We start from the raw sequence: 26,819 nt of genomic DNA on the forward strand, positions 1-26,819 counted from the left end.
TCAACCGTTGGAATTTTTCACCACATCCGACGGGGACAGCGCGCGCAGCAGGTGGTAGCCGCCGAGCACGACGATCGTGCCCAGGGCGATGCCCGCGAGCGAGAAGTCGTCGGTGATCGTGTGGCTCACCGGGCCGATGGCCAGGATGATGCCCGCTCCGATCGGGAGCATGTTCACGGGGTCGGCGAAGTTCACCCTGTTCTCCACCCAGATCTTGGCGCCGAGCAGGCCGATCATGCCGTAGAGGATGACCGTGATGCCGCCCAGCACCCCGCCGGGGGTGGCCGCGACGAGCGCGCCGAACTTGGGGATGAGGCCGAACAGGATGGCGATGACGCCGGCGATGTAGTAGGCGGCGGTGGAGTAGACCCGGGTCGCCGCCATGACGCCGATGTTCTCGGCGTAGGTGGTGGTGGGCGAGCCGCCGACGGCGGAGGTGAGCACGGTGCCGACACCGTCGCCGATGACGGCACGCCCGATGTACGGATCCACGTCGGTCCCGGTCATCTCGCCGACGGCCTTGACGTGGCCCACGTTCTCGGCGATCAGCGCGATCACCGCGGGCAGCACCAGCACGATGGCCGACACCTTGAACTCCGGCCCGTGGAAGCTGGGCAGGCCGAACCAGTCCGCCGAGGCCACCGCGTCGAAGTTGACCCGGGGGTGGGTGTCGACCGCGCTGGTGCCCGCGTTGAACGCGGTGATGTCGCCGAAGATCTTGTCGGCGAGCCAGGACAGCAGGAAGCCGATGACCAGGCCGAGCAGGATGCCGATCCGGCCGAGGAAGCCCTTGAACAGCGCGATGATCATGAACGTCACGATCATCGTGATCAGCGCGATCCAGTGGTCCTGCGGCCAGTAGACGTCGGCGACCACGAACGCCAGGCCGAAGCCGATCAGCATGACCACCGCGCCGGTCACCACCGGCGGGAAGATCTTGTGAATGACCTGGACGCCGAGGTAGTGGATGGCCACACCGCACAGCGCGAGCACGAGGCCGGCCACCAGGATGGCGCCGGTGACGGTGGCGCTGTCGCCCTGGGCGGCCCGGATCGCCACCACCGCGCCGACGAACGAGGCCGAGGTGCCCAGGTAGCTGGGCACCTTGCCCTGCACGATCAGCAGGAACAGGATCGTCGCGACCCCCGACATCATCACCGCGACGTTCGGGTCCAAGCCCATGACCAGCGGGAACACGAACGTGGCGCCGAACATGGCGATCACGTGCTGGGCGCCGAAACCGACCATGCGCGGCCAGGACAGGCGTTCGTCCGGCTTGACGACCTCGCCCGGCGCGAGACCGCGTCCCTCTCCGTGTACCTTCCATCCGAAAGCCATGTGAGCCCCTTTACTTGCCTGGGCCGACGTCCGGTGGCCACCCCGCGGGCATCCCAGCGCGGCATCGCTTCACGAGCCTCCTACCAGGCCCGTTGCGGGCACATTAGGACTGTGATCGCCGTTGCACACGGGCATCATCTGCCAAACCGCGTGCTCAGATACCACGCATGTTCAGCACATGGAGGGCGAGGGTGAGGTTCAGCCGAAGGTGGGCGTCCTCGGTGAAGTTGCCGAGCATGCGCTCCAGCTTGCCGATGCGGTAGCGCAGCGTGTTGTAGTGGAAATGCAGCCGGCGCGCGGTCTCGGCCACGTTGAGGTTGGTCTCCAGCAGCACGTGCAGGGTGCGGCGCAGGTCGGCGTTCTCGGCGTCGTCGTCGCCGGCCAGCGCGCCGAGCGTCTCGCGGACGAAGGAGTGCAGTTCGGTGGTGTCGCTGACCAGGGAGAGCAGGCGGTAGACGCCGAGCTGGTCGAAGTGGGCGACCGCGCCGGGGCCGTGCAGCTGGCGGCCCACCCGGGCGGCTTTGAGCGCCTGGCCGTACGCGTCGGCGAGGGCCTCCGCCCCGGGGGCGATCCTGCTCATCCCGGTGGAAAAAGTACAGTCGGCGAAGGTCGCGGAGGCGGCCGAGGTGAGCCGGGCCGTGTCTACGCCGGAGCCGACGATGGCGACCACCTCGTGCGAGAACCCGGCGACCGCGCCGCGCGGGTCGTGCCGCCGGACCGAGGCCTGCCAGGCGGCGAGCAGCCGGTCCTGCGCGGTGCGCTCGTCGCTCTCCGGGTCGAGTTCGGCGACCAGCACGGAGACCGGGCGCTCCAGATCCCAGCCGAACGCCTTGGCGCGCTCGGCGATCCGGGTGCCGCCGCGGCCGGTGAGCACGTCGCGCAGGAAGTCGGCGCGGTATTTGCTCTCGACGGCGGTGACGGCCTCCTGCTTGGTGACCACCAGGGCGGCCACGGTGGCGGCCCGCTCCAGGATGCGGATGTCACTGTCGCGGAGCGTGCCGGCCTGGCTGAAGGCGGCGATCCTGCCGTGGTGGTGGCCGCCGGCCACGATGGGTACGACCGCGTAGTGGCCGTCCGCGCGGACCAGCGGGTCGGCCGCGTCGGTGCGGGTCGGCTCCGGGCTGGTGCTCAGGTTGGCGCTCAGCACGTACGCCTCCCGCAGCATGGCCACCTGCTCCGCGCCCCCGGCCGAGGCCAGCACGTGCCCGCCCACGTCCACGGCGGCCACGGCCACGTCCAGCAGCCCGGCCACCTCGGCGGTGACCTCGCGCAGGCCGCCCCCGGCCAGGATGATCTGGACCAGCGCGCGGTGCGCCTCCTCGGCCCTGGCCAGGGTGGCGGCCTGCCGGTTGAGGATGTCGGTGAGCACCTGGTTCAGGATGTCGTCGAAGCCGACGTCGTTGGGGAGCAGGATGAGCGGGAAGTTGAGCCGGTCGGCCTGCTCCACCATCTCCTCCGGCAGCTCGTCGAGGTAGCGGCCCAGCTTGATGGCCAGCGCGGAGAGCCCGCGTTCGTCAAGATCCGCCACAAGGCGGCCGAGCGACTGGGGAGTGTTCCTGAGCGGATAGCCTGTGGTGAGCAGAAGCTCGTTCGGTTTCACCCAGGCGAGGATGTCCGGCACTTCCATGACGTTGAGCCGCTGGACGATCCGGTCCAGGCCGCCCTTGCCCGCGATCAGCCGGGCCCCGGCGAGCGTGGAGACCCCGAGCACCTCGCCTACGGCGACACCGTGAATGATCGTTCCAGTGCTGGCCAGGCGCATGGCGGGGGCCGCGGGGTCACTCGTCATCGTCTGCTCCGGGGGGGTTGGTACATCTCCCGCCGATTGTGCCCGACTATCCGACTGTCAGGAAGAGCCAAGCATTTGGCCGACTGTTGGCAGTTTTCCCCGTACGGCCTCTGGAGGGCTCGTTCTAACGTCACCCTGATGAGGGAGGTCTGGTGACCGTAGGCACCCGCCCGAGAGCGCGCCGATCCCCGGCCCGTTCTACTGGGGCGACCCTGGACCGTACGTACGTGCCCGGCGCGGCCAGCATGGCCGTGCGACCCGCGCTGGAGACGCCGCGACGCCCGGCCCGGGTGCTCGCGGCGTTCCCCGCCGCGGTCTACCTGGAACTGAGGACGGAGGTCGAGCCGCATGTCATCGCCCTGGTGACCGGGGAGGCGACCCGGTTGCCCAACGCCGTCGTGCTGACCGATCCGCTGGACGGATTCGCCGCCGGGGACGAGGCCTGGGTGGGCGACGGGTTCATCGAGGTGGGCGGCCTGGCCATCCGGATCCGCCGCTGGTGGGATCCGGCTCCGGCGCTGCCCCGGACGAACCTGGCCCGGCTGGCCGAGTCGCTGGCCCAGCTGGGTGAGATCTGCGACGCGTCCGCGCGGCGCCCCGGGCTGACCGGCGGCGCGTGCGAGCTGCTCGCCGACGGCTGCCATTCCGGGTCGCTGGTGAACGCGGTGACCTCGGCCGAGCAGCTGATGGGCCTGGGCCCGGGGCTGACCCCGAGCGGCGACGACATGCTGGCCGGGCTGCTGGTGGCGCTGCGCCAGCTGGGCGCGGCGGCGGGCGTGGACCGGGCGGTCTGGCTGGCCGGGTGGCTGGCGGCGGCCGTCACATTCGACGCCAGGACGCGGACCACGCCGATCTCGGCCACCCTGCTGGACTGCGCGGCGCGCGGCGAGGCGAGCATGGAGGTGCTGGCCGTGCTGCGCGCGCTGGCGGGCGGGCAGCCGATCGAGCCGTCGCTGCACCGGCTGCTGCATCTGGGTCACACCTCGGGCGCGGATCTCGCCTGGGGCGTACGCACCGGGTTGTCGGCCGTCCTTCACCTGTCCAACTAACTAGGGGCGTTCGTGAATCTCGTCGAAGTGCGTAGCGGGGTCTACCACGATTCGGTCAGCCTGATGCGGGTCAGCCAGGCGCTGGCCAGCCGGGCCGGGGTGTCGGTCGCGATCGTCGCGATGGCGACCGAGCTGAACGTGGATCTGGCCAGGGAGGCGGGCTTCGACGTGCCCCCGGCGACGCCGGGGGATCTGCTGGTGGCGGTCCGGGCGGATTCCGCCGAGGAGCTGGCGGCGGCTTCTGACGAGTTGGGGCGGCAGCTGTCGGCGCGGGCCTCTTCGGAGGGCGCGCGAGAGATCGCGCCGCCGCGGACCACCAGGACGGCGGCCCGCAGGGCGGAGAGCGCGAGCGTGGTGCTGGTCAGCGTGCCGGGGGAGCACGCGTTCGCCGAGGCGATGGACGCGGTGGACGCCGGGCTGTCAGTGATGATCTTCAGTGACAACGTGCCGGTGGAGCGGGAGGTGCTGCTCAAGGAGCGGGCCGAGGCGGCCGGGGTGCTGGTGATGGGGCCCGACTGCGGGACCGCCGTGGTGGGCGGGGCGGGTCTCGGCTTCGCCAACGTGCTGCGGCCGGGGCCGGTCGGGATCGTGGCCGCGTCGGGGACGGGGGCGCAGCAGGTGTCCAGCCTGCTGGATCTGGCCGGGGTGGGGGTCAGCCATCTGCTCGGTGTGGGCGGGCGGGATCTGTCGGCGGAGGTGGGCGGGCGGTCCACGCTGCGGGCGCTGGAGGCGCTGGACCAGGATCCGGGGACGGAGCTGATCGTGGTCATCTCCAAGCCCGCCGATCCTTCGGTGGCAGAGCGGGTGCGGGCGGCTGTGGAGCGGTCCGGTACGCCGGTGGTGATGGCGTTGCTCGGTCCCGGACAGGATGATTTGACGGCCGCCACCGAGAATGTGCTGGCGGCGCTCGGCAAGGAAGTCCCGGTCTGGCCTAGCTGGGGCGAGGCCAGTGCGCCTGGCAGTGCGGGGCCGCTGGTCGGCCTTTATTCGGGTGGCACATTGTGCACCGAGGCGAAGCTGATCGCGGGAGGCGGGACATTCACCGACTTCGGAGATGACGAGTACACCCGTGGACGGGCTCATCCGATGATCGACCCGGCGCTGCGGCTGGAGGCGCTGGCCGCCGTGGAGTCCGGCGTGGTGCTCATGGACGTGGTTCTCGGCCACGGGTCCGATCCCGACCCGGCGGCCCGGCTGGCGCCCGCGCTCGCCGAGGCCGGATCCCGGGGCGCTTCGGTCGTGGTCGCCCTGGTGGGGACCGAGGGCGATCCCCAGGACCTCCAGGCACAGGCGGAACGCCTCGCCGCCGCCGGAGCCGCCGTGTTCACCTCCAACGCCGCAGCCGCCCGGCACGCGAGCGCCCTCGCCGGTCTGACACCCGCCACTTCGCCCGCCGCGCGACCCGCCCCGCATGCGGGTTCCGGCGCGAACCCCGGACCTGAGCTGGCGTTGCTCGTCTCCGAGCCGCACGTGATCGCGGTGGGGACGTCCGTACTGGCCGAGGCTCTGGACCAGCAGGCGGTGCCGCACGCCGTGGTCGACTGGCGGCCCCCGCTGGCCGGGACCTCGGACGCGCTGAACCGGGTCCTCGCCGACCCGCGCCGCACCGCCGCCAACACCCGCGCTGCCGAACGGCTCCTTTCCGCCCGCCCGCAACTCGTCGGCGTACGCCGTGCGGGTGACGTCCTCGACCTGCCTCCCGGCACCTTCTTCCACGCCGGACCCCCGATCGAGTGGGAGCGCGCGTCCGGCCCGATGCGCGGCGCGCTGATGGGCGGCATGCTCTTCGAAGGCCTCGCCGCCTCCCCCGCCGAAGCCGAGGAGAAGCTCGCCACCGGCTCCATCCGGCTCGACTCCTGCCACCACCACCGCACGGTCGGCCCGATGGCGGGCGTCGTCAGCCCGTCCATGTGGATGCTGGAGGTGCACGACGCCGAACACGGCGGCACCGCGTACTGCTCGCTCAACGAGGGCCTCGGCAAGGTCCTCCGCTACGGCGCGTACGGGCCCGAGGTGGTCGAGCGGCTGCGCTGGATGGGCGAGGTGCTCGGGCCCGCCCTGCAGGCCGCCCTGGAGCTGGGCGGCCCCCTGGATCTGCGCAACCTGATCGCGCAGGCGCTGCAGATGGGCGACGAGCTGCACAACAGGAACCGGGCGGCCACCTCGCTGCTGGTCCGCGAGCTCGCCCCCGCCATCGTGGACGCCGCGCCCGGCCAGGCCGGGGACGTGCTCCGCTTCATCAACGGCAACGACCACTTCTTCCTGAACGCGGGCATGGCCGCCGCCAAGGTCAGCGCCGACGCCGCCAGGGACGTGCCAGGCTCCAGCCTGGTCGTGGCGATGGCCAGGAACGGCACCGACTTCGGCATCCAGATCTCCGGCTGCGGCGACCGCTGGTTCACCGGCCCCGCGGGCGTGCCCGACGGCCTCTACCTCGGCCAGTACGGCCCCGCCGACGCCAACCCCGACATCGGCGACTCCACCATCACCGAGACGGTGGGCCTGGGCGGCTTCTCAATGGCCGCAGCGCCCGCGATCGTCCGGTTCGTGGGCGGGGACGTGGCGGACGCGGTGGCGGCCACCACCGCCATGTACGAGATCACCCTGGCCGAACATCCGACCTACCAGATTCCCGGGCTCGGCTTCCGCGGCACCCCCGTCGGCATCGACGTCACCCTGGTTGCCCGTACCGGCGTGCTCCCGGTCGTCAACACCGGCATCGCCGGGCGTGTGGCCGGAACAGGCCAGGTCGGAGCCGGTCTGGTGAGCCCCCCGCCGGAGGCGTTCGTGGCCGCGGCCAACGCGCTGGCCGGGGCCTTGACGGGCGAATGAATGCGCGTTGACCTCTGATTGACCTACTATCAGTCCCCAACCTCTCATTTCGCACGGAGTTCTCGCGCGAACCAAACGAGGAGAATTGGGGATACTGCCTATGACAACCGACCGCCTCCTCGGTATGGTCCCCCCTATGCCGGAGGGTCAAGGCGGTGCCGGAGCCACTCCTGGAGGGGCGCCGGAAGGGCAGGGGCGACTGGTGGGCAGGCGATACCGCCTGCTTTCGCCCGTCGGCCGTGGCGGCATGGGCATGGTGTGGCACGCGCATGACGTCCTGCTGGACCGGGACGTGGCGGTCAAGGAGCTCATCCTGCCGTACGGTCTTGACGCCGCCGGACGCCAGGTCGCCCACCGCCGGATGCTGCGCGAGGCGCGCTCCGCGGCCCGGCTGAGCCACCCGGGCATCGTCACCGTCCACGACGTCGTCGAGGAGGACGGGCGGCCCTGGATCGTCATGGAGCTGGTCCGGGCGTGGTCCCTTGAGCAGGCCGTACGGCAGAGCGGGCCGTTGCCGGTGAGCCAGGTGGCCGAGATCGGCATCCGGGTGCTGGACGCGCTCAGGCACGCGCACGCCGCCGGGATCCTGCATCGGGACGTCAAGCCCGGCAACGTGCTGCTGACCACGGACCGGGTGGTGCTGACCGACTTCGGCATCGCCGCCATCGAGGGCGATGTCACGATCACCCAGACCGGGTTGCTGATGGGGTCGCCGGCGTACATTCCGCCGGAGCGGCTGCAGGGGCGCACGATCACGCACGCGGCCGATCTGTGGTCGTTCGGGGCCACGCTGTACGCGGCGGTGGAGGGGCGGCCGCCGTACGAAGGGCCGGACGCGGTGGCCGTGCTCGGCGCGGTGCTCACCCAGGAGCCGAACCGGCCGCAGCGCGCCGGGGTGCTGCTGCCCGTCATCGAGGGCCTGCTGCGCAAGAACCCCGCCGACCGGATCGGCGCCGCTCAGGTGGCCGACATGCTCGAACGGGTGCTGCTCGCGGTCGGCAACGGCCTGCGTGGGCATTCCGGCATGCCGTCCCCCGCGCCGGTCGAGGCGACCCCCATGCAGATGCTCCCGCCCTTGGACTCCCCGTCGGGCCCGCTCCCGTCGCGCATCATCGAAACCCCCTCGGGTCCGGTACGGGTTCCCTACACCAATCCGTCCGGCGGCTATGCGATGGCGTCCTTCCAGCCATCCGCCTCCGACCCCCAGCTCCAGCCTCCGGGCGGCTACGACGCCCTGGCCAGCACGTCCGGGATGTTCAACGCCCCTGGCACACCCGGCGGGCCCGGCCCGGGCACTCCCGCTTCCGGCTTCCCCGCGCACAGCCCGGGCAGGCCCGGCATGGACACCTCCGGTCCTGGAACGTCCGGTCCTAGCCCATTTGGTCCCGGCACCTTCGGCCCTGGAACGTCCGGCCCCGGCGCTTACGGTCCGGGTACCTCCGGTCCTGGCGGTTCTGGTCCTAGCGCATTTGGTCCCGGCACCTCCAATCCTGGAGCCTCCGGTCCTGGCGCGTACGGTCCCGAGGGCACTGGCCCTGGCGCGTCTGGTTCTGGAGCCACCGGTTCCGGTTTCCTCACGTCCGGTACCAATGCGCCCAACGAGGCGGCGAACCGTCCCGCTCCGCAACGCGCGATGGGTGGGCAGTTCGGTGCGCCGGTGCACGACAGCGGCCCGGGCGCGGCGTTCTTCAACGCTTCGGGGGGCGGACCGCAGTCGACCGCGCCCCGGGACCCGATGTTCGATCCGCTGGACGCGCTGACCAGCCCGTCCGGGTCGACGCACGCGCCCGAGCGACCCACCGGCGGCGGCCGCTGGCCGACCCCAGGACCCGCCGACCTGCCCGGGCAGCTGGCCCGCGACCTGGCCCGCGACCTGGCGCTCGACCCCGACGACCCGTTCTCCACCGGAAGCGGGCGCTCCCGCTCCGCGGCGTCCACGACCGGCGAGCACGCCACCCGCACCGGCGGCAGCCGCCGCCGCAGCAAGGACAACGACGACGACGCCCCCGGCCGCGGCGGCGCGATGGTCGTGGTGGCCGCGGTCGCCGTGATCGCGCTCATCGTGCTGGTGCTCCTGATCATGCTCCCCGGCGGAGACGACACGCCGGACACCAGGGCCACCGTCAACAATCCCGCGCTGACCGCCCCCGGCTCCTCCGCTGCGGAATCCGGCGGCGCCGAGGCGCCGATCCCGAAGGGTTTCAAGCGCCAGACCCTCGGCGGCGTGACCGTGGCCGTCCCCCTCACCTGGAAGATCACCGCCGAAGACGACGGCGTACGCCTCGTCGGCCCGCCCGACAGCGCCCAGAGCGGCCTGATCGTGAAGATCCCCGACGGCAGCCTCAACGCCCTCCAGCAGGTCGCCAAGAAGGCCGCCGGCTTCGACGAGTACACCCAGGTCACCCTCGGCCCGGTCAACTACCGCTGGCCCGCCGCCGAATGGGAGTACACCTACCGCGACGCCACCAACGTCACCATCCGCACCATCACCCGCTACATCCAAGCCGACGACCAGTCCTACTCCCTCACCTTCACCGCCCCCGACTACGAATGGTCCGAAACCGCCGCCACCATCCGCCAGGTCCTCTGGACCACCTTCTCCCCCGCCTGACCTCCCGAGCCCTCCCCCAGAATCTCCGTCAGGCCCCTCACCACCCTCCAGCCTGTCCTCTCCGGCCTCCATCGTTTTCCAACCCCACAACCCCTCACGGGACACGCCTCCCAACCCTCGGCCCGCACCACGACCCTCACGGCCTCCTTCCCTGGGCCTGTCACCAGGGCTTCGTGGCGCTGGCGCGGCGAGACGTGGTACGGAGATGATCGGCGCCGGATAACGGCGAGCGGCCCGGCGTCTCACTCGTTGAGCGGGCTCATCCGCCGTCTACCCTCAGCCGGTCACCGGACCTTCACAGCGCCGGTGCGGCGAGACGTGGCCCGGACGTGGTCGGCGCCGGATAGCGGCGGGCGGCCTGGTGGCTCGGTCGTTGTGTGGGGTCGTCTGCCGTTGGCAGAACTCGATTGGTTGGCGACATGAGTCATGGCAAACTTCGCGCATGACATCGGCCCCCCACATTCCCGGCATACGTTCTGCGGCGATTGACCTGCGGGCGGCGCAGCGTCGGACTCTTGGTGTGCTCGCGCTGGCGCAGATCAGCAGTGGGGTGGGGGTGGCGGTGAGTGTCGCGCTCAGTTCGTTGTTCGTCGCCAAGCTGTCCGGATCGACCGCGATCAGTGGCCTGGCCGGGACGGCCACGGTTCTTGGTGCCGCCTTGCTGGCTTTGCCCACCGCCAGGACCACCGGGCGTAGCGGGCGTCGAGCGGGGCTCACTCTCGCGTACGGGTCGGCGGTCGCCGGGTGTCTCATCGCGGTCGTGGCGGTCGTCCTCAGTTCGTGGCCTTTACTGCTGGCGGCGCTGATTCTGGTCGGCGGGGCGAGTGCCGGGAATCTCTCCGCCCGCTATTCGGCCACGGATCTGGCGCCGGAGGGGCACGCGGCTCGGCATCTTTCGCTCGTCGTCTGGTCGGCGACGTTCGGCACGGTGACCGGACCCAATCTCGCCGAGCCCGCCGCCAATCTGGCCGAAGCACTCGCTTTTCCCCGGGCGGCCGGACCTTTCGCGCTGGCCGGCATCACCTTCGCCGTCGCGACCCTCATCATCAATCTCGGCCTCCGCCCCGACCCGCTCCTCCTGGCCCGGTCCGTCCACCGCTTCTCCGCTCCGCCCGACGCTGAACCCGCCCTCGAAGGGAGCAGCCCTCAAAGCGGAGCCTTTCCCGAAGCCGCTCCCCCTGGGCGAGCCGCCACTAGATCCGCTCCCCCGGCGAAGGCCGTTTCCGAAACCGTTCCCCAGGTGGGAGCCGTCTCCGGAACTGCTCCCCAAGGGAAGGCCGATGTTGAGGTGAAGGCGTCGCTGGTGGATACGTTGCGCGATGCATGGGGGACGATCCGGGGGATTCCGGCGGCTCGGCGGGCGCTGGTGGCGATTGCGGTCAGTCACACCGCGATGGTCTCGATCATGTCGATGACGCCGGTTCACCTCGATCACGGCCACGCGGGGATCTCCGTGATCGGCATCGTGATCAGCCTGCACATCGCCGGAATGTACGTGCTCTCACCGGTTGTCGGCTGGCTGGCCGACCGTCTTGGCCGCTCCCCCGTCCTGATCTCCGGCATGGTCCTGCTCCTGATCTCGGCCGCGCTCGCGGGAACGGCGGGCTACGGAGTCCCGCAGATCTCCGCCGGATTGTTCGTCCTCGGCCTTGGCTGGTCCTGCGGCCTGGTCGCTGGTTCGGCCCTTCTGACCGAATCGGTTCCGCTCGACCGCCGCCCGGCCGTCCAGGGTCTCTCCGATCTCACCATGAACGTCTGCGGTGCGACCGGCGCCCTCCTCGCCGGCGCCGTCGTCAGCACCACTTCCTTCGCGACCCTCAACACCGCTGTAGCGGTCATGGTCGCCTTCACCGCCCTAACCTTGATCCGCGGCCACCGAACCCCCGCAAACCCCGCCTAGCGCCATCTGGCGCCCGTCCAGCCCTATTCACCGTCCACGCACAGGAGACCGAACTCGCGGACAAGCACTCGCATCCTCCTAGGTGGATGTCGTTGGCTTCGCCAGGAGGCCGTCGATGACGAGGGTGAGGATTCGTGCGGCTCTTGCCTCGCCGTCGCGGGCCGGATCGATCCGCCACAGCACGCTGAGCTGGAGCAGGACGTCTTCCGGGACGAGGTCGGGTTTGAGTGAGCCGGCGGCGCTTCCGGCGTTGAGCAGGACGGCGATGGCGTCGACGAAGGGCTGGTAGTACTCGTCGTCGAGGCCGCCGTTGGTCGCCGCGTGGATGACCTCGGCGACGCCGTACTTGAGGCGGCCGTAGCGGGCGACCTCCTCGAACCAGCGGCGGAGTGCCGCCAACGGAGGATGTGACTCCAGCAGCGCGGGAGCCAGGTCGATGAGCTGCTGAATGTCGTGGCGGTAGAGCTCGAGGATGAGGGATTCCCGGGTCGGGAAATGGCGGTAAAGGGTTCCGATGCCGACTCCGGCCTGCTTGGCGATCGCCGTGAGGGACGCACTGGTCGAGGCCGCCAGCGCATCACGGGCGACGGTCAAGATCCGCTCCCGGTTGCCGAGTGCGTCCTTCCTGGTCGGCTTCGAGTTCACGTGTCAGCCATCCGTCCCGTACGTCTTGCGAATCGGAGGGGCCTCCGTTACCGTGAATCCGTAATCGGAGGGGTCTCCGGTTCATTCTGGCACAGCGCGCCCACCGCGGAGGACGATTCATGGCCGAATTGGTGCTGGTAACGGGAGGCAGCGGCTACGTCGCCGGCTGGTGCATCGCCGAACTCCTGAACCGCGGATACGACGTACGCACGACGGTGCGCGGCCCGGGCAAGGAGGAGAGCCTCACCCAGGCCGTGTCGACCGTCGCCGACCCGGCCGGCCGGCTGACCTTCGCCGTCGCCGACCTCCTCGCGGATGACGGCTGGGACGCCGCGGTCAAGGGCGTCGACCGTGTCCTGCACGTCGCGTCCCCCCTCGGAATCACCGCCGGGGATCCGGCCGCCATGATCGCCGCCGCCCGCGACGGCACGTTGCGCGTCCTGCGCGCCGCGACCGCGGCCGGAGTGAAACGCGTCGTGATGACCTCGGCCGCGAACACCGCCAGCCCCTCGTCGTACGCCACCGAAGGCACGACGGACGAGACGCTGTGGACTGATCCCGACGACCCCACACTGATCCCCTACCGACGTTCGAAGACCCTCGCCGAGCGTGCGGCCTGGGACTTCATGAGCGGCCACGAAGGACCGACCGAGCTGACCACCGTGCTCCCCGGCGCCGTGTTCGGTCCCATCCTCAGCACGGGCACCATCGGTTCCGTCGGCATCATCGGCCGCATGATCTCCGGCAGCATGCCCGGCGTCCCCAGGATCGGGCTCGAAATCGTGGATGTCCGCGACATCGCCGACATTCACCTCCGGGCCATGACCGCGCCGGCCGCGGCGGGCGAGCGCTTCCTGGCCACCGGAGAGTTCACCTGGATGCGGGAGATGGCCCACTTCCTGCGCGACGGCCTGGGCCCGCACGGCCACAAGGTCTCCACCCGGCAGATCCCCGACTTCGCGGTCCGGCTCACGGCCAGATTCCGCGACCCATCGCTCCGCGAAATCACCCCCTCGCTGGGCCGCCGCAACCGCCACAGCACCGACAAAGCCAGCCGTATGCTCGGCTGGCACCCACGCCCCGCGAAACAAACCGTCCTCAACTGCGCCCAAAGCCTCATCGCACACGGCGCGGTTTAGGCCCTGTCCTAGAAGCCGGCTGTGGTATGGCCGCCCGCGATCGGCGAGAACTCCTTCACAGCCAGCGTGAACATGATCTGCGAGTGACCCGCTGGCGCGCCCCAGTCCAAACAGGGCTGGGGCGCGTCTTTGAAATCACGCCAACTTGCTCCAGCGATCTCTCAGCAACGCGACTTCCGTGATCACCTCCACCACTGGCCGCAGCTCTCGCTTCCATCGAGCAACGTGGCACCATTCAGCGTCCGCCCAGCCCTGTCGGGACGTCCGTGTGGCTATTTGGCGTCTGCGTAGCAGGAGACGGCGATGGCTTCCATGGGGAAGCGGACGGGGGTTTCGCCGAAGAGGAGGCGGGTGGCTTCGTCGGCGGCGGAGGTGATGGCGGCCTGGACGGTGGTGGTTTGGGGGAGGGGGCAGTGGACCATGACCTCGTCGTGTTGGAAGAAGACGATTCTGGCGGGGTCGGGGAGGTGGTTGCGGAGGATGGCCATCAGGGTGGCGGCCCATTCGGCGGCGGTGGCCTGGACGACGAAGTTGCGGGTGAACCTGCCGCGGTCGCGGGCCGCGCGGGTGCCTTCGGGGCCGGAGACGAGCTCGCGCCAGCGCGCGGACGGGGGCGGCGAGGTGCGGCCGAGCCAGGATCGCACCAGGCGGCCCTCCTCACCGGCGCGGGCGGCGTCCTCGACGAAGGCGTACGCCTGGGGGAAACGTTGCCGCATCACCGCCAGCAGTTTGGGGGCGTCGCCGCTGGTCCCGCCGTACATGGCGGAGAGCATGGCGATCTTGGCGGCGTCGCGCTGGCCGCCGAAGGCCTTGGCCAGCGCGGCGTAGAGGTCGATCTCTCCGGCCGCCCTGGCCAGCCCGCCGTCCCCGGCCATGGCGGCGAGCACTCTGGGCTCCAGCTGCGCGGCGTCGGCCACCACGAGGGTCCAGCCCTCGTCGGCGACGACGGCCCGGCGCATCAGTTTCGGAATCTGCAACGCCCCTCCGCCGCTGGTCGCCCACCGCCCGCTGACCACACCGCCGACCACATATTCGGCCCGGAACCGATCCCCCTTCACCCACTGATCAGCCCAAACCCACCCGTGAAAGCTGTAGAGCCGAGCCAGCTCCTTGTACGCCAAGAGTGGCTTCACGCCCGGATGATCAACCTGCTTGAGCACCCAGGACCGCGTGGACGCCACCGTCACCCCCGCCGCCTTGAACGCCTTCACGATCTGCTGTGGCGAATCCGGATTGACCGGCTGCCCGAACGCCGCCGCCACCTCATCGGCCAGCGCCTGCAACTTCGACGGCCGCATCCCGTGCGCCGGCCGGGCCCCCAGCAGCTCGGTCAGCAACGCGTCGTGCACGGACTCGCGCCACGGCATCCCGAAGAACCCCATCTCCGCCGCGATCAACGCCCCCGCCGACTCCGCGGCTACCAGCAACCGGAACCGCCCCGGCTCCGCCAGCCGCCCGATCCGTTCAAGCTGATCGCGATAGACCTCCGCCACCAGCTCGGCCTCGTCCACCCCGAACCCGGTCTCCCGAGGCTCAGCCTCGAACAGGATCCCCTGACCTCCCTCGGCCACCGCCTCCCGATCCTCCGGCACCGGCAGCCCATGCAACCGCGCATAAGCCGCCTCAGCCGACCGAGGCTCCCCGAACCGCCCCTCAGCCCCCAGCAACAACGCCTCGGTCAGCGCGACATCATGACACCGCCCAACCCGCACCCCTCGGGCCAGAATCCCCGGATAAACCCTCCGCGCATCCCCCCAAACCCACCGAACCCCACCGGCCCCCCGCTGCCCGACTCCTCCAGCGTCCCCACCCAACTCCACGCCGCCCTGGGAAGTCCCCCCACCACCAAGTCCGAGTTCCCGCGCAGCCCTCTCCCGGGGAACACCCAGCCCCGCAACCCCCTCCCAGGAAGCGCCCAATCCCGCAACCCCCTCCCGGGAAGCGCCCAACCCCGCAACCCCCTCCCGGGAAGCGCCCAACCCCGCAACCCCCTCCCGGGAAGCGCCCAACCCCGCAACCCCCTCGCGGAGAACGCCCAACCCCGGAACCGGCTCCACGGAATCACCCGGGTTGCGATCTCCTCTGGACCACGCGCGGATCGTCTCGGCATCCCCTGCGGACCACGCGCGGATCGTCTCGGCCAGATCCGGGACACGTGTGGCGGCGCCGCCCTCGGGCCGGATGGTCCCCCCTGGGCCCTCCGGGTCTCCCGCCACCACCACGTGCATGACTCCAGAGTGCCAGGTGGCACCGACAATCCACTGATGACCATCAGCCCACCCAGCGGACGGCGGAAAGGATCTTGGTTACCGCAGGGCGGCTGCGAGTAGGAACAGCGAGCCTGCGCGGTACGAGACCTGTGGGTAGAAACAGGACGCTCGTGGGGTAGGAGACCTGCGGGAAGAAACAGAACGCCTGTGGCAAGAGAATCGAGGACAGGGAAGGTTATGGCTGGGGCGATCGACCAGGCGATAGCGACCGTACGAGCCAGTAGCGGCACCGCGCTGGATCTGTCCGGACTCCGGTTTCGCAAACTACGCGAATCCGTGCGCGATCTCACCACGCTGACCCATCTGGACCTGTCCTCCAACCAGCTCGCCACGCTCCCGGACTGGATCGGCGAGCTCACCGCCCTGACCGAGCTCGACCTCCGCGGCAACGCGCTCACCGAACTGCCGCAGACCATCGGAAACCTCACCGCCCTCACCCGGCTCGACCTACGGGACAACCGGCTGACCGGACTACCGGACCCGATTGGAAACCTCACCGCGCTCGCCGAACTCGATCTTTACGGCAACACGCTCACCGAGCTTCCGGAGGCCATCGGGAACCTCACCGCCCTCACCCGGCTCAACCTGTGGAACAGCCGCCTGACCGGACTGCCGGACTCCATGGCCAACCTCACCCGGCTGAGATTCCTTGAGCTTTCCCACAACCGGCTCACCGCCCTGCCCAGCTGGGTGGGCGAGCTCACCGCCCTGACCGAACTCCGGCTGATCCACAACAGGCTGACCAGCCTGCCGGACGCGATCGGGAACCTGCGCTCTCTCACCGTTCTGGACGCGGCACGCAACAAGCTGACCGCGCTGCCCGACTCGATCGGCGAGCTGACCGCGCTCACCAAACTCGACCTGTGGTCCTGCGACCTCCAAGAGCTCCCCGACTCGATCGGAAAGCTGACCGCCCTCACCGAACTCGACGTGGCGAACAACCACCTGACCGGACTACCGGACACCATCGGAAACCTGACCTCCCTCAGGAAGCTCAGTGCCTATCGCAACAAGCTGCGCCGGTTGCCGGACTCGATCGGAAGCCTCACCGCCCTCACCCGCCTCGACCTGAGCCTGAACGAGCTGACCGAACTGCCCGAGTCGATCGCGGGCCACACCGGCCTCGACGTGGGCGGCAACGCGATCGCCGGATACTAATCCCGTCCCATCAAAGGCCGCATAGCCGCCAACTGACCGCGCGGCTGTCCAGATCACGAATTCCCTCCCGTCCGGTGACGCCACACAGGCGTGAAATCTGGGCCGGGTTGCCGCCAACGCCGGGTCTCTGTCGCGCCCGGGGGTCGTCATTTCCGGTCAGCGGGCTCCTCCTGGGAGGGGATCTTGACCTCGTCTTCCAAAGGTGGGTTGAGTTCCTGGGCGAAGCAGCGATGCGGAGTTCGTCGCCCCCGACAGGCGATCGCGGGCCGCACTGAGCTCGACATGCGCGGCAACACGCACGCCGGATAGCAATCCTCCTCAGGTGACCGGGAGGGGGATCTTGATCTCGTCTTCCAAGGGGGGGTTGAGTTCCTGGGCTAGGCAGCCGGTGGCGGCGAAGCAGCGGATGCGGAGTTCGTCGTTCGCGACGGAGAGGTGGAGGAAGCTTTTGAAGAAGGGTGGGGTGTCCCAGTCGGAGAGTTCGGAGATCCAGCGGTGGAAGAAGCGGCCGACGGGGAGGCTGAGGGGGAAGGGCCAGGCGCCGAGGATGCGGGCGGCCCACTTCATGCGGCTGGTGATGGGGACGGGCTCGGTCATGTCGCGGGGCGGGGTGTTGCCGACGCGTTGGGACATCAGAGCCAGGCCCTGGTCGGGGGTGAGGTAGAGCCATTTCATCCGTAAGCGGCGGCTGTAGAGCAGGCTGTAGAAGGAGAGCGAGTCGCCGCGCAGGGGGTAGCACTTGAAGGCGTCCTCGGGGACGCGGGTGACCCGGGGGATGGTGTGGGTGGCGTGCATGAACGCGCCGCCGCCGCCCGCGACCAGGTATTGGATGACGCGGTCGCCGACCTTGACCGGGAAACGCTGGTAATTGTGCACATCACCGCCGATGGCGGCCAGGTAGTTGTGCTGCGGAGCGGTGACGATCTCGTCCACGGTGCCGCCGCCCTCGATGGGGCAGGGCTTGTAGTCGTCGCGGACGTAGATGGGCTTGCCGGTGATGAGGATCTTGGGGCGCGGGTCGGCGGAGACGTGGCGCAGCCATTCGCCCTGCTCGCGGTCGAGGGTGCCGCGGATCCCGGTGTCGATGCCGACGACCAGGAGGCGGCCGAGGTCGAGCACCCAGTACGGCGCCGGCTGCACCGCCTGCTGGGACGGCCGCCCGCGCAGCTTCCAGGCTTCCGCCAGGGCGGGTTCGTCGATCGCCTCAGGCTTCTTCCAGAGCAGGCCGCGCAGCCCGGCCGGAGACAGCCGGAAGCCCTCCCCCTGCACCTGCAGCGGCTTGGACCCGCAGAACACCCGCATGAACCCGCCAAGCCCGTCATACCAGTCGTGATTGCCGGGGATGGCGTAGATGGGGGCGTCGTAATCCTTGAATGGGCGGAAGAACTTGTCGCCGTAGTCGCTGGCCGCGCCGGTCGGGTAGATGACGTCGCTGGCGATGACCGCGAACGAGGTGTCCGCGCCGAGTTTCAGCAGGCCGGGCACGACCGCGTACTGCGAGGCGTCGCCTTCGCCGGTGTCGCCGATGACCAGGAAGGAGAAGTCCTGGCCGACCTCGCGCGTGATCCGGAAGTCGGGGTCGGCGCCGTTCTCCCGCTGGGAGGCCACCCAGCGGCGCCGTACCTCAGTGGAGGGGTCGCCGAAGAGCCCGGCCAGGATCTCGTTCCTGGAGCGCCACAGCGTGCGCGGGTTGAGCCAGGTGAAGGTGTCCTTGCTGGGGCGCAGCGCCTCGAAGGTGCCGATCTGCTGGCCGTCCCAGCCCGCGCCCTCCTCGGACACCCGGGACGAACCCTGTTTCCCCCGCGCCGCCGCGACGTCGACCGTGACCATGAATCAATCTTGGCCCTTCCTAGGGGATCAGGACACCCGGGTTGAGAATCCCGTAAGGATCGAGTCGCCCCTTGATCGCGCGGACGATCTCCACGCCGAGGTCGCCGATCTCGCTGGCGTAGGCGGCCCGGTGGTCGCGGCCGACGCCGTGGTGGTGGGAGATGGTGCCGCCGGTGAGGACGATGGCCTTGTTGACGGCTTTCTTGGCACGGTCCCACTGGGCGAGGGGATCTTCGTCTTGGGCGGCGACCACGGTGAAGTAGAGGGACGCGCCGGTGGCGTACACGTGGGAGACGTGGCACATCACCAGGGGGTCGTCGAGCGTGGCGCGTAGCGCGAGCCGTACGGCGTCGTAGAGGCGTGGTAAGTCCGCCCAGAAGCCTGCTGTCTCCAAAGTCTCCACGGTGGCGCCAGCGGCCAGCAGGGAATCGCGCAGGTATGGCGCGGCGTAGCGGCCCTCGTTCCAGCGGTCGCCGGGTTCGGTACCCCGATATGTCCCGCCAAGTTCGGACAGGATCGCGGCGACGGCCTCACGCCGGTGGGCCACGTCATCCTCCGAGCCCTCGAATCCGGTGATCATCGCGCAACCCGCCTCGGCCAGGGTGCCGAGTTCGGCCGGACGGGAGAGCCCGATCATGCTCTCCGTCTCGTCGGCGAGCCGGAACACCGTGGGCAGCGGCCCTTCCTGGGCGATACGCCGCATCGCCACCTGTCCGGCCGTGAACGAGTCGAACCGCCAGCCTTCGTACACCTTGGCCCGCGGCGCGGTCCTGACCCGCAGCTGGAGGGCGGTGATCACGCCGAACGCGCCCTCGGAGCCGAGGATGACCTGGCGCAGGTCGGGGCCCGCCGCCGACTTGGGGGCCCGGCCGAGTTCGAGGGTGCCGCGCGGGGTGGCCACGGTGAGGCCGACCACCATGTCGTCGAAGCGGCCGTACCCGGCGGAGGCCTGGCCGGAGGAGCGGGCGGCGGCGAAACCGCCGAGGGTGGCGTACTCGTAGGACTGCGGGAAGTGGCCCAGGGTGAGCTCGTGCCTGGCCAGGATCTGCTCGGCCTGGGGGGCGCGCAGGCCGGGCTCGAACTCGGCGATCATGGACACCTTGTCCATGGAGAGCACCCGGTTGAGCCGGGCCAGGTCGAGGGCGATCACGCCGGTGAAGTTGGCCCGGGAGGCGACCAGGCCGCCGACCACGGAGGTGCCGCCGCCGAACGGGACCACCGCCACCCGGTGCTCGGCGCAGAGCTTGAGCAGGTCCAGGATCTCGCTGTGCGAGCCGGGCAGCACGACCGCGTCGGGCGCGTCCAAGCCGTCGCCGGCGCGCATCCGGAGCAGGTCGGGGGTGGACTTGCCGCGGGTGTGCCGGATCCTGGCGTCCTCGTCGCAGCGCACGTGCTCGTCGCCGACCAGCGTGCTCAGCCGGGTCATGACCGGCGCGGGGAGCGCCGAGATGGGCAGTTCGACCTCGCCGAAGCTGGCGGGCGGGTTCTCGGGATCGGTGACGCCCAGCAGGTCGCCGAGGAGCTTGCGGACCTTAGGCGGCAGCTCCCGCGCCTTCGCCGGATCCCCCCATCCCGACCAGAGCATGGGTTCTATGGCGGAGCTGGGAGTTTCCACGGGGTCCGGCCTTTCGATTAGGTTACCAAAGAGTAATACGCGCGATTGAGGGATGACCATGAACTCGCCGGACTCCTCGCTCAACGCCGCCCGCCGCGCCAGGGAACTGCTGGAGGTGCGGGAGCGGGTGGTGGACGTGCTCGTGGTCGGCCTCGGCGCGACCGGGGCGGGCGTGGCGCTGGACGCGGCCTCGCGCGGGCTCTCCGTGGCGGCCATCGACGCGTACGACCTGGCGTTCGGCACCTCCCGATGGAGTTCGAAACTGATTCACGGCGGGCTGCGCTATCTGGCCAAGGGGCAGGTCGGGATCGCCAGGGAGAGCGCGGCCGAGCGCGGCATCCTGCTCCGGCACACGGCCCCGCATCTGGTGCAGGCGCATCCGTACCTGCTGCCGCTGACCGGGGACGTGTCCCGCGTCCAGGCCCGGCTGGCGATGACGGGCTACCGGCTCGGCGACGCGCTGCGCGTGACCGCGGGCACGCCACGGCGGCTGCTGCCAGGGCCGGCCCGGATCCCGGCGGGGCGGGCGCTGGATCTGGTGCCCGCACTCGACCCCAAGAACCTGCGCGGGGCGCTGCTGTCCTGGGACGGGCGGGTGGCCGACGACGCGCGGCTGGTGCTCGCGATCGCCAGGACCGCCGCCGCGCACGGCGCGCGCGTCCTGACCCGCTGCCGCGCGCTCGCGCTGAGCGGGGACGACGGGCAGGTACGCGACGAGCTCACCGGCCAGGAGTTCACCATCCGGGCCAAGGCGGTCGTCAACGCCACCGGCGTCTGGGCCGGCGGCCTGGTGCCCGGCGTGGAGCTGCGGCCGTCCCGGGGCACCCACCTGGTCCTGCGCCCGGGCACGCTGGGCACGCTGAGAGCGGGCCTGCACATCCCGATCCCTGGAGCGGGCAACCGATTCGCCCTGGTCCTCCCGCAACTCGACGGGCGCGTCTACGTGGGCCTCACCGACGAGCCGCTGGACGGGCCCGTCCCCGACGTCCCGGAAGCCCCCGAGAGCGACGTGAAGTTCCTCCTGGAGGTCCTGGGGTCGGTCCTGGCCGAGCCGCTGCGCCGGGACCAGGTGGCGAGCGCGTACGCGGGCCTGCGCCCGCTCCTGGCCGCTGCCGGCGGCGGCACGGCCGACCTGTCCCGGCGGCACGCGGTGCTGCACTCCCCCGACGGCGTGGTGACCGTGGTCGGCGGCAAGCTCACCACCTACCGCCGGATGGCCGAGGACGCCGTCGACGCCACCGGCCTGCCCGCGCCGCGCAGCAGGACCGCCCGGCTGCCCCTGGTCGGCGCGACCCAGCGCGGCGACGGGGCCCCGCTCCGGCTGGTACGGCGGTACGGGTCGGAGGCGACAGCCGTACAGGACCTGATGGCGCGAGAGCCGGAGCTGGCCCGGCCGGTGGTCGAGGGCCTGGCGACCACGCGGGCCGAGCTGGTCTGGGCGGTCCGGCACGAGGGCGCCCTCGACCCCGATGACTTGCTGGATCGCCGGACCAGGATCGGCCTGATCCCCGAGGACCGGGCCGCCGCGCTACCCATTGCGGCGGCGGTCTTCGCCAGCGAGGATTAAAACCCCGGACCGGATCCCGGTATACGGCAGGTTTGACAGGGCCCACTAAGGTTAGGATTACCTAATTCTGAACGTCGCGCACAGGGGGGCGAACCGGGCATGGCCAATGGGTGCGGGCATCCTGCCGCGCTGCACACCGGTGAAGCGCCCATCCTCGCGAGCGCGACGGTGGGCGCCCGGTTCTGGCTGCTCATCGAGCATTCCGGCCCCTGGGCGGCGTATCTGGACGAGTGCCGCCTGCCGGACAAGGTCCGGGCCCTGATCGACCGCGCGACCGCGCTCGGCGTGCGCCCCCAGCTCATTCGCAGGACCGGCCGCCGCAACGGTTCCGGCGGCCCGCTGCACGTTTTCGCGGGCTCCGCGGCCGGTGCCGAGCCCTGGCTGGCCGAGGGCCATTTTGACGACCCGGACGATCTTGACCTGGACGCACTCGTGCACGGAGTGGTTCCAGAGTCCTGCATACTTGTCAGTGAGCCGGTATTTCTGGTCTGCACGCACGCCAAGCGCAACGCGTGCTGTGCCCGCATTGGACTGCCGCTCGCGAGATTTCTCGACGAGCAACTACCCGGCCAGGTGTGGGAAACCACACATGTTGGCGGCGATCGATACGCCGCTAACCTCGTGTGCTTGCCACACGGGCTTTACTACGGCAGCATGTCTCAGGCTGCTGCGATCGCGGCGGCAAACGCGTACCGGCACGGCGAGGTCGTCCTCGACCGCTTCCGGGGGCGCGCGGGTATCCCTGAGCCATCGCAAGCCGCCGAGCATTTTGTCCGGTCCCACACGGGCGAGCTCTCGGTCGGCGCAGTGGCCGTGGAATCCTCCCGGTCGAATGGCGACACCACGGTGTGCATTGTTGTTCGCAATGCACCCGCTGGATCGTCGCGATTTCGGGTAGTGGTCGAACCTGCGGTGTTCGCGGCACCGTGTGGTCTCGCCTGCGCCGAAGAGATCTCGACCTACAGGTTGGCCGAGCTGAGCTTGCTCACCCCGGCCTTGACCTGAGGCTTCGCCAGGAGCCGGGAACACCACGGGCAGTTATTGCGTTGGATGCAGGGACGCCATAAGCGTCCAATGCGGCACAAACTCTGAAATACCTCTCACCAAAGGTGGTTTCTCATGTCTCAGGTACGTCGGCAGCTCGCCCGCCCCCGCCCCAGTTGGGGTTGGCAGGATGATGCCGCGTGCCGGGGAGAGGACCTTGTGCTGTTCTTCGGCCCCGACGGCGAGCGTCAGCCGGAGCGTGACATCCGCGAGCGCAAGGCCAAGGCCATCTGCGCCGGTTGTCCGGTCCGCGCCGAGTGCCTCGACTACGCCCTGTCCAGGCCGGAGAAGTACGGCACGTGGGGCGGCCTCAACGAGGACGAGCGCGCCTCCGAGCGCCGTCGTCGGATGCGGCGCGCCGCGAGCGCCGGCATCAGCGCCGTCGCGTAAGAACCCCCGGGTCTTTCCACAACGGGTCCGCCCACCCTCCCCGACACGCGTCAGTGGCCCGCTGGGATGTTCCGTACGCCGATCCGGCGGCGGAACACCCAGTAGGTCCACGACTGGTAGATCAGCACCAGCGGCAGGAACAGCACCGCGACCCACGTCATGATCCTCAAGGTCTTGGCGGTGGCCGCGGCATTTGTCGTTGTCAGGCTGTTGGCCGGATCGACGGCCGGCAGCACGTTCGGATAGAGCACCGCGAACAGCGTCACCGTGACGAGGCCGATGGCCACCGCGGACGCCGTGAACGCCCACCCCTCCCGCCCCACCGCGATAGCCGCCACCGCCAGCGCCCACACCACCACCGCGACGACCCCCAGCGCGATCGACACCCCCGATCCGCCATGGAACTGGCTCCACACCAGAAACCCGGCCACCAGCATCCCCGCCACGAAGCCCGCCTTCAGGGCCAGCGCCCCCGCCTTCTCCCGGATCTCCCCCTCCGTCTTCAACGCCAGAAATATGGCCCCATGGGTGACAAATAGCGCCAAAGTGGTAAGGCCACCGAGCAGCGCGTACGGGTTGAGCAGATCCCAGAAACTCCCCACATAATCGTGCCGCGCGTCCAACTCGACCCCCCGCACGATGTTCCCGAACGCCACCCCCCACAACACCGCCGGCACGATCGACCCGGCGATGAGACACCGATCCCACCCTCGCCGCCAGCGCACGCTGTCCCGCTTCGCCCGATACTCGAACGCCACCCCCCGCACGATCAGCGTCAGCAGGATGACCAGCATCGGCAGGTAGAACCCGCTGAACAGCGTCGCGTACCACTCCGGAAACGCCGCGAACGTGGCGGCGCCCACCGTGATCAGCCACACCTCGTTGCCGTCCCAGACCGGCCCGATCGTGTTGATCATCACCCGGCGTTCGGTGTCGCCGGAGGCCAGGACCGGCAGCAGCGCGCCCACCCCGAAGTCGAACCCCTCCAGGATGAAGTAGCCCATCCACAACACCGCGATCGCGGCGAACCAGACGTCGGTCAGGTCCATGTCAGCTCCGGGTCAGTACGCGAAGGCCAGCGGGCCGTCGTCCTCGGTGGCGGGTTGCTCGGGGGGCGGGTCCTGCCTGCCGTACTTCAGGAGGAGGCGGACCTCGATGACGGCGAGCGCGCCGTACAGGAGGGTGAAGGCGGCCAGGGAGGTCACGACGTGGCCGACGCCGTTGGGCGAGACGCCCGCGGCGGTCTTCATCTGGCCGAACACGATCCAGGGCTGGCGGCCCATCTCGGTGAAGATCCAGGCGAAACTGTTGGCCAGGAACGGCAGAACGACCGCCCAGATCGTCGCCGTCCATACCCATTTGTTCTCAGGCAGCCGACCCCGCCGGGTCAGCCAGAGCATCACCAGCGCGATCAGCACGGCCAGCATCCCGAACCCGATCATGAGCCGGAAGGCCCAGTAGGCCATCGGAATGTAGGGCGCATAGTGGCCAGGTCCGTAAATTTTCTGATATTGGGCCTGAATGTTGTTGATGCCCAGGACCTTGCCGTCGAAGCTGCCGGTGGCCAGGAACGACAGCAGGCCGGGGACGCCGATCGAGAAGATCGGCTCGGAGCCGTCCAGGGTGCCGATGGTGAAGAGCGAGAACGGCGCGGGCTGGGCGGTCTCGTAGAGCGCCTCGGCGGCGGCCATCTTCATCGGCTGGGTCTGCACCATGACCCTGGCCAGGTTGTCGCCGGTGAACAGCATGCCCGCGCCCGTGACGACCGTCACGGCCATGGCCAGCCGCATCGGCATGCGGAACACCGCCACGTTGCGGCGGCGCCTGAGATGCCAGGCCGCGACGCAGGCCATCAGCACGCCGCCGGTCAGCCAGCTGGCCAGCAGCACGTGCGGGAAGGTGGCCAGCGCGACCTTGTTGCCGAACACCGCGCCGAAGTCGGTGAGCTCGGCCCGGGAACCGCGCACGGCGAACCCGACCGGCCACTGCATGAACGAGTTGGCGACCAGGATGGCGTAGGCGGAGAGGGCCGAGCCGATCGCCACCAGCCAGATGCACGCGGCGTGCACCAGCCGCGGCAGGCGATTCCACCCGAAGATCCACAGGCCGAGAAAGACGGACTCCAGGAAGAACGTGAGCAGCGCCTCGATCGCCAGCGGAGCCCCGAAGACATCCCCCACGAAACGCGAGTAGGAGCTCCAGTTCATCCCGAACTGGAACTCCTGCACGATGCCCGTGACCACGCCCATCGCGAAGTTGATCAGAAAGAGCGTGCCGAAGAACTTGGTCGCCCGGAGGTGCGCGGCGTTACCCGTGCGCAGCCACACCGTCTGCAGGATCGCCACCAGGAACGCCAGGCCGATGGTGACGGGCACGAACAGGAAGTGGTAGACCGTGGTGATCCCAAACTGCCACCGCGCCAGATCCAAAGCGTCCACGAAATCACCGTACGTGACCGTCGATTACCTAACGTCAAGGCGCGCTCTATATCGGAGGTTACGTTGATCGTCGCTGCATATGCCCTGGTAGGCATCGTCGCCGCAATTCACGTCTACATCCTGATCCTGGAAATGTTCCTCTGGACCACCCCCCGCGGCCGCGCCGCCTTCGGCACCACCCCCGACTTCGCCACCCAGTCCCGCACCCTCGCCGCCAACCAGGGCCTCTACAACGGCTTCCTCGCCGCGGGCCTCATCTGGGGCCTCCTCGGCCGCGACCCCGCCGTCCTCACCTTCTTCCTCGCCTGCGTCATCGTCGCCGGCCTGTACGGCGCCGCCACCGTCAGCCGCCGAATCCTGTACGTCCAGGCGGCCCCCGCCGTACTCGCCCTCATCCTGGTCCTACTGAGCTGAGCTCCTGGCGAGCAACGACAGCACGTCGGCATCCGTGAGCTGGTCGAACGAGATGTAGTGCTGGCCGACGGCCCGGAAGTGGGAGGGCACGGCCAGCACGACGAGTTCGTCGGCCTCGCCGGCCAATGCCTGCACGGTCTGCTTGGCGGCCACCGGAACAGCCAGCGTGACCGTGCCCGGACGCGCGGCGGCCTCGGGCCGGGTATCTCGCATTCCGGATCGTGTGGTCGTCTGGTCCACGGCGGCCTGGGTGCGCATGATCGTGTGGACCGCGCGGAGGGCGGCTCTGGCGGTGCCGCCGGTGGCGAGGCCGTCGTCGACCACGATGACGTCGTGCCCGGCCAGGGGCGGCAGGCTGCGGCCGCCCCGGTAGACCTCGACCCGGCGGGCGAGCTCATCCCGCTCCCGGGCGACGATCACCGCCAGATCTTCCGGCTCCAGCCCGACATATCGCAGCATGGAGTGATCGAAGACCGGTTCTCCGCCCTCGGCGATCGCGCCCAGACCGAGCTCAGGCTGAGCCGGGTGGCCGATCTTCCGGGTGACCAGCACGTCCACGGGCGCGTTCAGCCGCGCCCCGATCGGGACGGCCACCGGCACTCCCCCGCGCGGCAGCGCCAGGACGACCGGGTCGGGCAGCCTCAGGCCGACCAGGGCCTCGGCGAGCAGTTCGCCCGCCTCCTCCCGGTCCACGAACGGAAGCGTTATTTCCATCCGAGCCACAACCCTTGACATACCCGACCCAATCACCCGACACGCGTAAAGGCCGTCGTGTCCCGGCGCCCGAGGG

Annotated in this window: 19 protein-coding genes; 10 read left to right on the forward strand and 9 right to left on the reverse strand. The window is 70.0% G+C overall.

Annotated elements, in window-relative coordinates; translation table 11 throughout:
- Both Amac_RS36735 and Amac_RS36740 read right to left on the reverse strand, forming a co-directional pair.
- Entirely contained in the window at positions 1-1,338 is a 1,338-nt protein-coding gene (locus tag Amac_RS36735; RefSeq protein WP_155359019.1) for a uracil-xanthine permease family protein, read from the reverse strand.
- 154 nt (positions 1,339-1,492) lie between these two features.
- Positions 1,493-3,127 (reverse strand): PucR family transcriptional regulator, encoded by a 1,635-nt coding sequence (locus Amac_RS36740; protein WP_155359020.1) that lies wholly within the window; start codon positions 3,125-3,127, stop codon positions 1,493-1,495.
- Positions 3,128-3,279: 152 nt separating this feature from the next.
- Here Amac_RS36740 and Amac_RS36745 point away from each other — a divergent pair, with 152 nt between their 5' ends.
- From Amac_RS36745 to Amac_RS36760, 4 genes are all read left to right on the forward strand, one after another.
- Positions 3,280-4,176, forward strand: coding sequence for an oxamate carbamoyltransferase subunit AllH family protein (locus Amac_RS36745; protein WP_155359021.1), 897 nt, complete (start codon positions 3,280-3,282; stop codon positions 4,174-4,176).
- Between the two features lie 12 nt (positions 4,177-4,188).
- Entirely contained in the window at positions 4,189-7,008 is a 2,820-nt protein-coding gene (locus tag Amac_RS56670; RefSeq protein ID WP_246268956.1) for a bifunctional FdrA/YlbE family protein, read from the forward strand.
- Positions 7,009-7,210: 202 nt separating this feature from the next.
- Positions 7,211-9,619, forward strand: coding sequence for a serine/threonine-protein kinase (locus Amac_RS56675; RefSeq protein WP_246268957.1), 2,409 nt, complete (start codon positions 7,211-7,213; stop codon positions 9,617-9,619).
- A gap of 442 nt (positions 9,620-10,061) precedes the next feature.
- Complete coding sequence (locus Amac_RS36760) at positions 10,062-11,519, forward strand: MFS transporter (RefSeq protein WP_155359022.1); 1,458 nt, start codon at positions 10,062-10,064, stop codon at positions 11,517-11,519.
- A gap of 78 nt (positions 11,520-11,597) precedes the next feature.
- Here Amac_RS36760 and Amac_RS36765 read toward each other — a convergent pair whose 3' ends face one another.
- A complete protein-coding gene (locus tag Amac_RS36765) occupies positions 11,598-12,164 on the reverse strand; it encodes a TetR/AcrR family transcriptional regulator (protein ID WP_155359023.1) in 567 nt (188 codons plus the stop codon).
- Positions 12,165-12,283: 119 nt separating this feature from the next.
- Between Amac_RS36765 and Amac_RS36770 the strand changes: the two genes are divergently transcribed.
- Positions 12,284-13,303, forward strand: a complete 1,020-nt coding sequence (locus Amac_RS36770; RefSeq protein ID WP_155359024.1) for an NAD-dependent epimerase/dehydratase family protein — start codon at positions 12,284-12,286, stop codon at positions 13,301-13,303.
- Positions 13,304-13,575: 272 nt separating this feature from the next.
- On the opposite strand, the gene Amac_RS36775 is transcribed toward Amac_RS36770, so the two are convergent.
- On the reverse strand, positions 13,576-15,123 hold the full coding sequence (locus tag Amac_RS36775) for a bifunctional 3'-5' exonuclease/DNA polymerase (protein WP_373869916.1): 1,548 nt from the start codon (positions 15,121-15,123) through the stop codon (positions 13,576-13,578).
- A gap of 627 nt (positions 15,124-15,750) precedes the next feature.
- On the opposite strand from Amac_RS36775, the gene Amac_RS36780 reads away from it, so the two are divergent.
- Positions 15,751-16,731, forward strand: a complete 981-nt coding sequence (locus tag Amac_RS36780) for a leucine-rich repeat domain-containing protein (protein WP_155359026.1) — start codon at positions 15,751-15,753, stop codon at positions 16,729-16,731.
- A 318-nt stretch (positions 16,732-17,049) separates the two neighbouring features.
- On the opposite strand, the gene Amac_RS36785 is transcribed toward Amac_RS36780, so the two are convergent.
- Complete coding sequence (locus Amac_RS36785; RefSeq protein ID WP_155359027.1) at positions 17,050-18,561, reverse strand: metallophosphoesterase family protein; 1,512 nt, start codon at positions 18,559-18,561, stop codon at positions 17,050-17,052.
- 19 nt (positions 18,562-18,580) lie between these two features.
- Positions 18,581-20,146, reverse strand: a complete 1,566-nt coding sequence (locus Amac_RS36790; protein WP_155359028.1) for an FAD-binding oxidoreductase — start codon at positions 20,144-20,146, stop codon at positions 18,581-18,583.
- 82 nt (positions 20,147-20,228) lie between these two features.
- On the opposite strand from Amac_RS36790, the gene Amac_RS36795 reads away from it, so the two are divergent.
- The 3 genes from Amac_RS36795 (at position 20,229) to Amac_RS36805 (ending at position 23,177) form a co-directional block, all read left to right on the forward strand.
- A complete protein-coding gene (locus tag Amac_RS36795; RefSeq protein WP_155359029.1) occupies positions 20,229-21,743 on the forward strand; it encodes a glycerol-3-phosphate dehydrogenase/oxidase in 1,515 nt (504 codons plus the stop codon).
- 99 nt (positions 21,744-21,842) lie between these two features.
- Entirely contained in the window at positions 21,843-22,748 is a 906-nt protein-coding gene (locus Amac_RS36800; protein ID WP_155359030.1) for a sucrase ferredoxin, read from the forward strand.
- Positions 22,749-22,862: 114 nt separating this feature from the next.
- Positions 22,863-23,177 carry a WhiB family transcriptional regulator gene (locus Amac_RS36805; RefSeq protein ID WP_081898622.1) on the forward strand — a complete coding sequence of 105 codons (315 nt, stop codon included), beginning with the start codon at positions 22,863-22,865 and terminating at the stop codon, positions 23,175-23,177.
- A 50-nt stretch (positions 23,178-23,227) separates the two neighbouring features.
- Here Amac_RS36805 and cydB read toward each other — a convergent pair whose 3' ends face one another.
- The gene (gene cydB / locus Amac_RS36810; RefSeq protein ID WP_155359031.1) at positions 23,228-24,226 is read right to left on the reverse strand and encodes a cytochrome d ubiquinol oxidase subunit II; all 999 of its coding nucleotides are present in this window, start codon (positions 24,224-24,226) and stop codon (positions 23,228-23,230) included.
- A gap of 12 nt (positions 24,227-24,238) precedes the next feature.
- The gene (locus tag Amac_RS36815; protein WP_155359032.1) at positions 24,239-25,615 is read right to left on the reverse strand and encodes a cytochrome ubiquinol oxidase subunit I; all 1,377 of its coding nucleotides are present in this window, start codon (positions 25,613-25,615) and stop codon (positions 24,239-24,241) included.
- A 63-nt stretch (positions 25,616-25,678) separates the two neighbouring features.
- Between Amac_RS36815 and Amac_RS36820 the strand changes: the two genes are divergently transcribed.
- Positions 25,679-26,029, forward strand: a complete 351-nt coding sequence (locus tag Amac_RS36820) for a DUF1304 domain-containing protein (protein ID WP_155359033.1) — start codon at positions 25,679-25,681, stop codon at positions 26,027-26,029.
- Here Amac_RS36820 and Amac_RS36825 read toward each other — a convergent pair.
- A complete protein-coding gene (locus Amac_RS36825) occupies positions 26,018-26,743 on the reverse strand; it encodes a phosphoribosyltransferase (RefSeq protein ID WP_155359034.1) in 726 nt (241 codons plus the stop codon). The genes Amac_RS36820 and Amac_RS36825 overlap by 12 nt on opposite strands.
- Positions 26,744-26,819: the final 76 nt, after the last annotated feature.

Source organism: Acrocarpospora macrocephala (assembly GCF_009687865.1).
Lineage (GTDB): Bacteria > Actinomycetota > Actinomycetes > Streptosporangiales > Streptosporangiaceae > Acrocarpospora > Acrocarpospora macrocephala.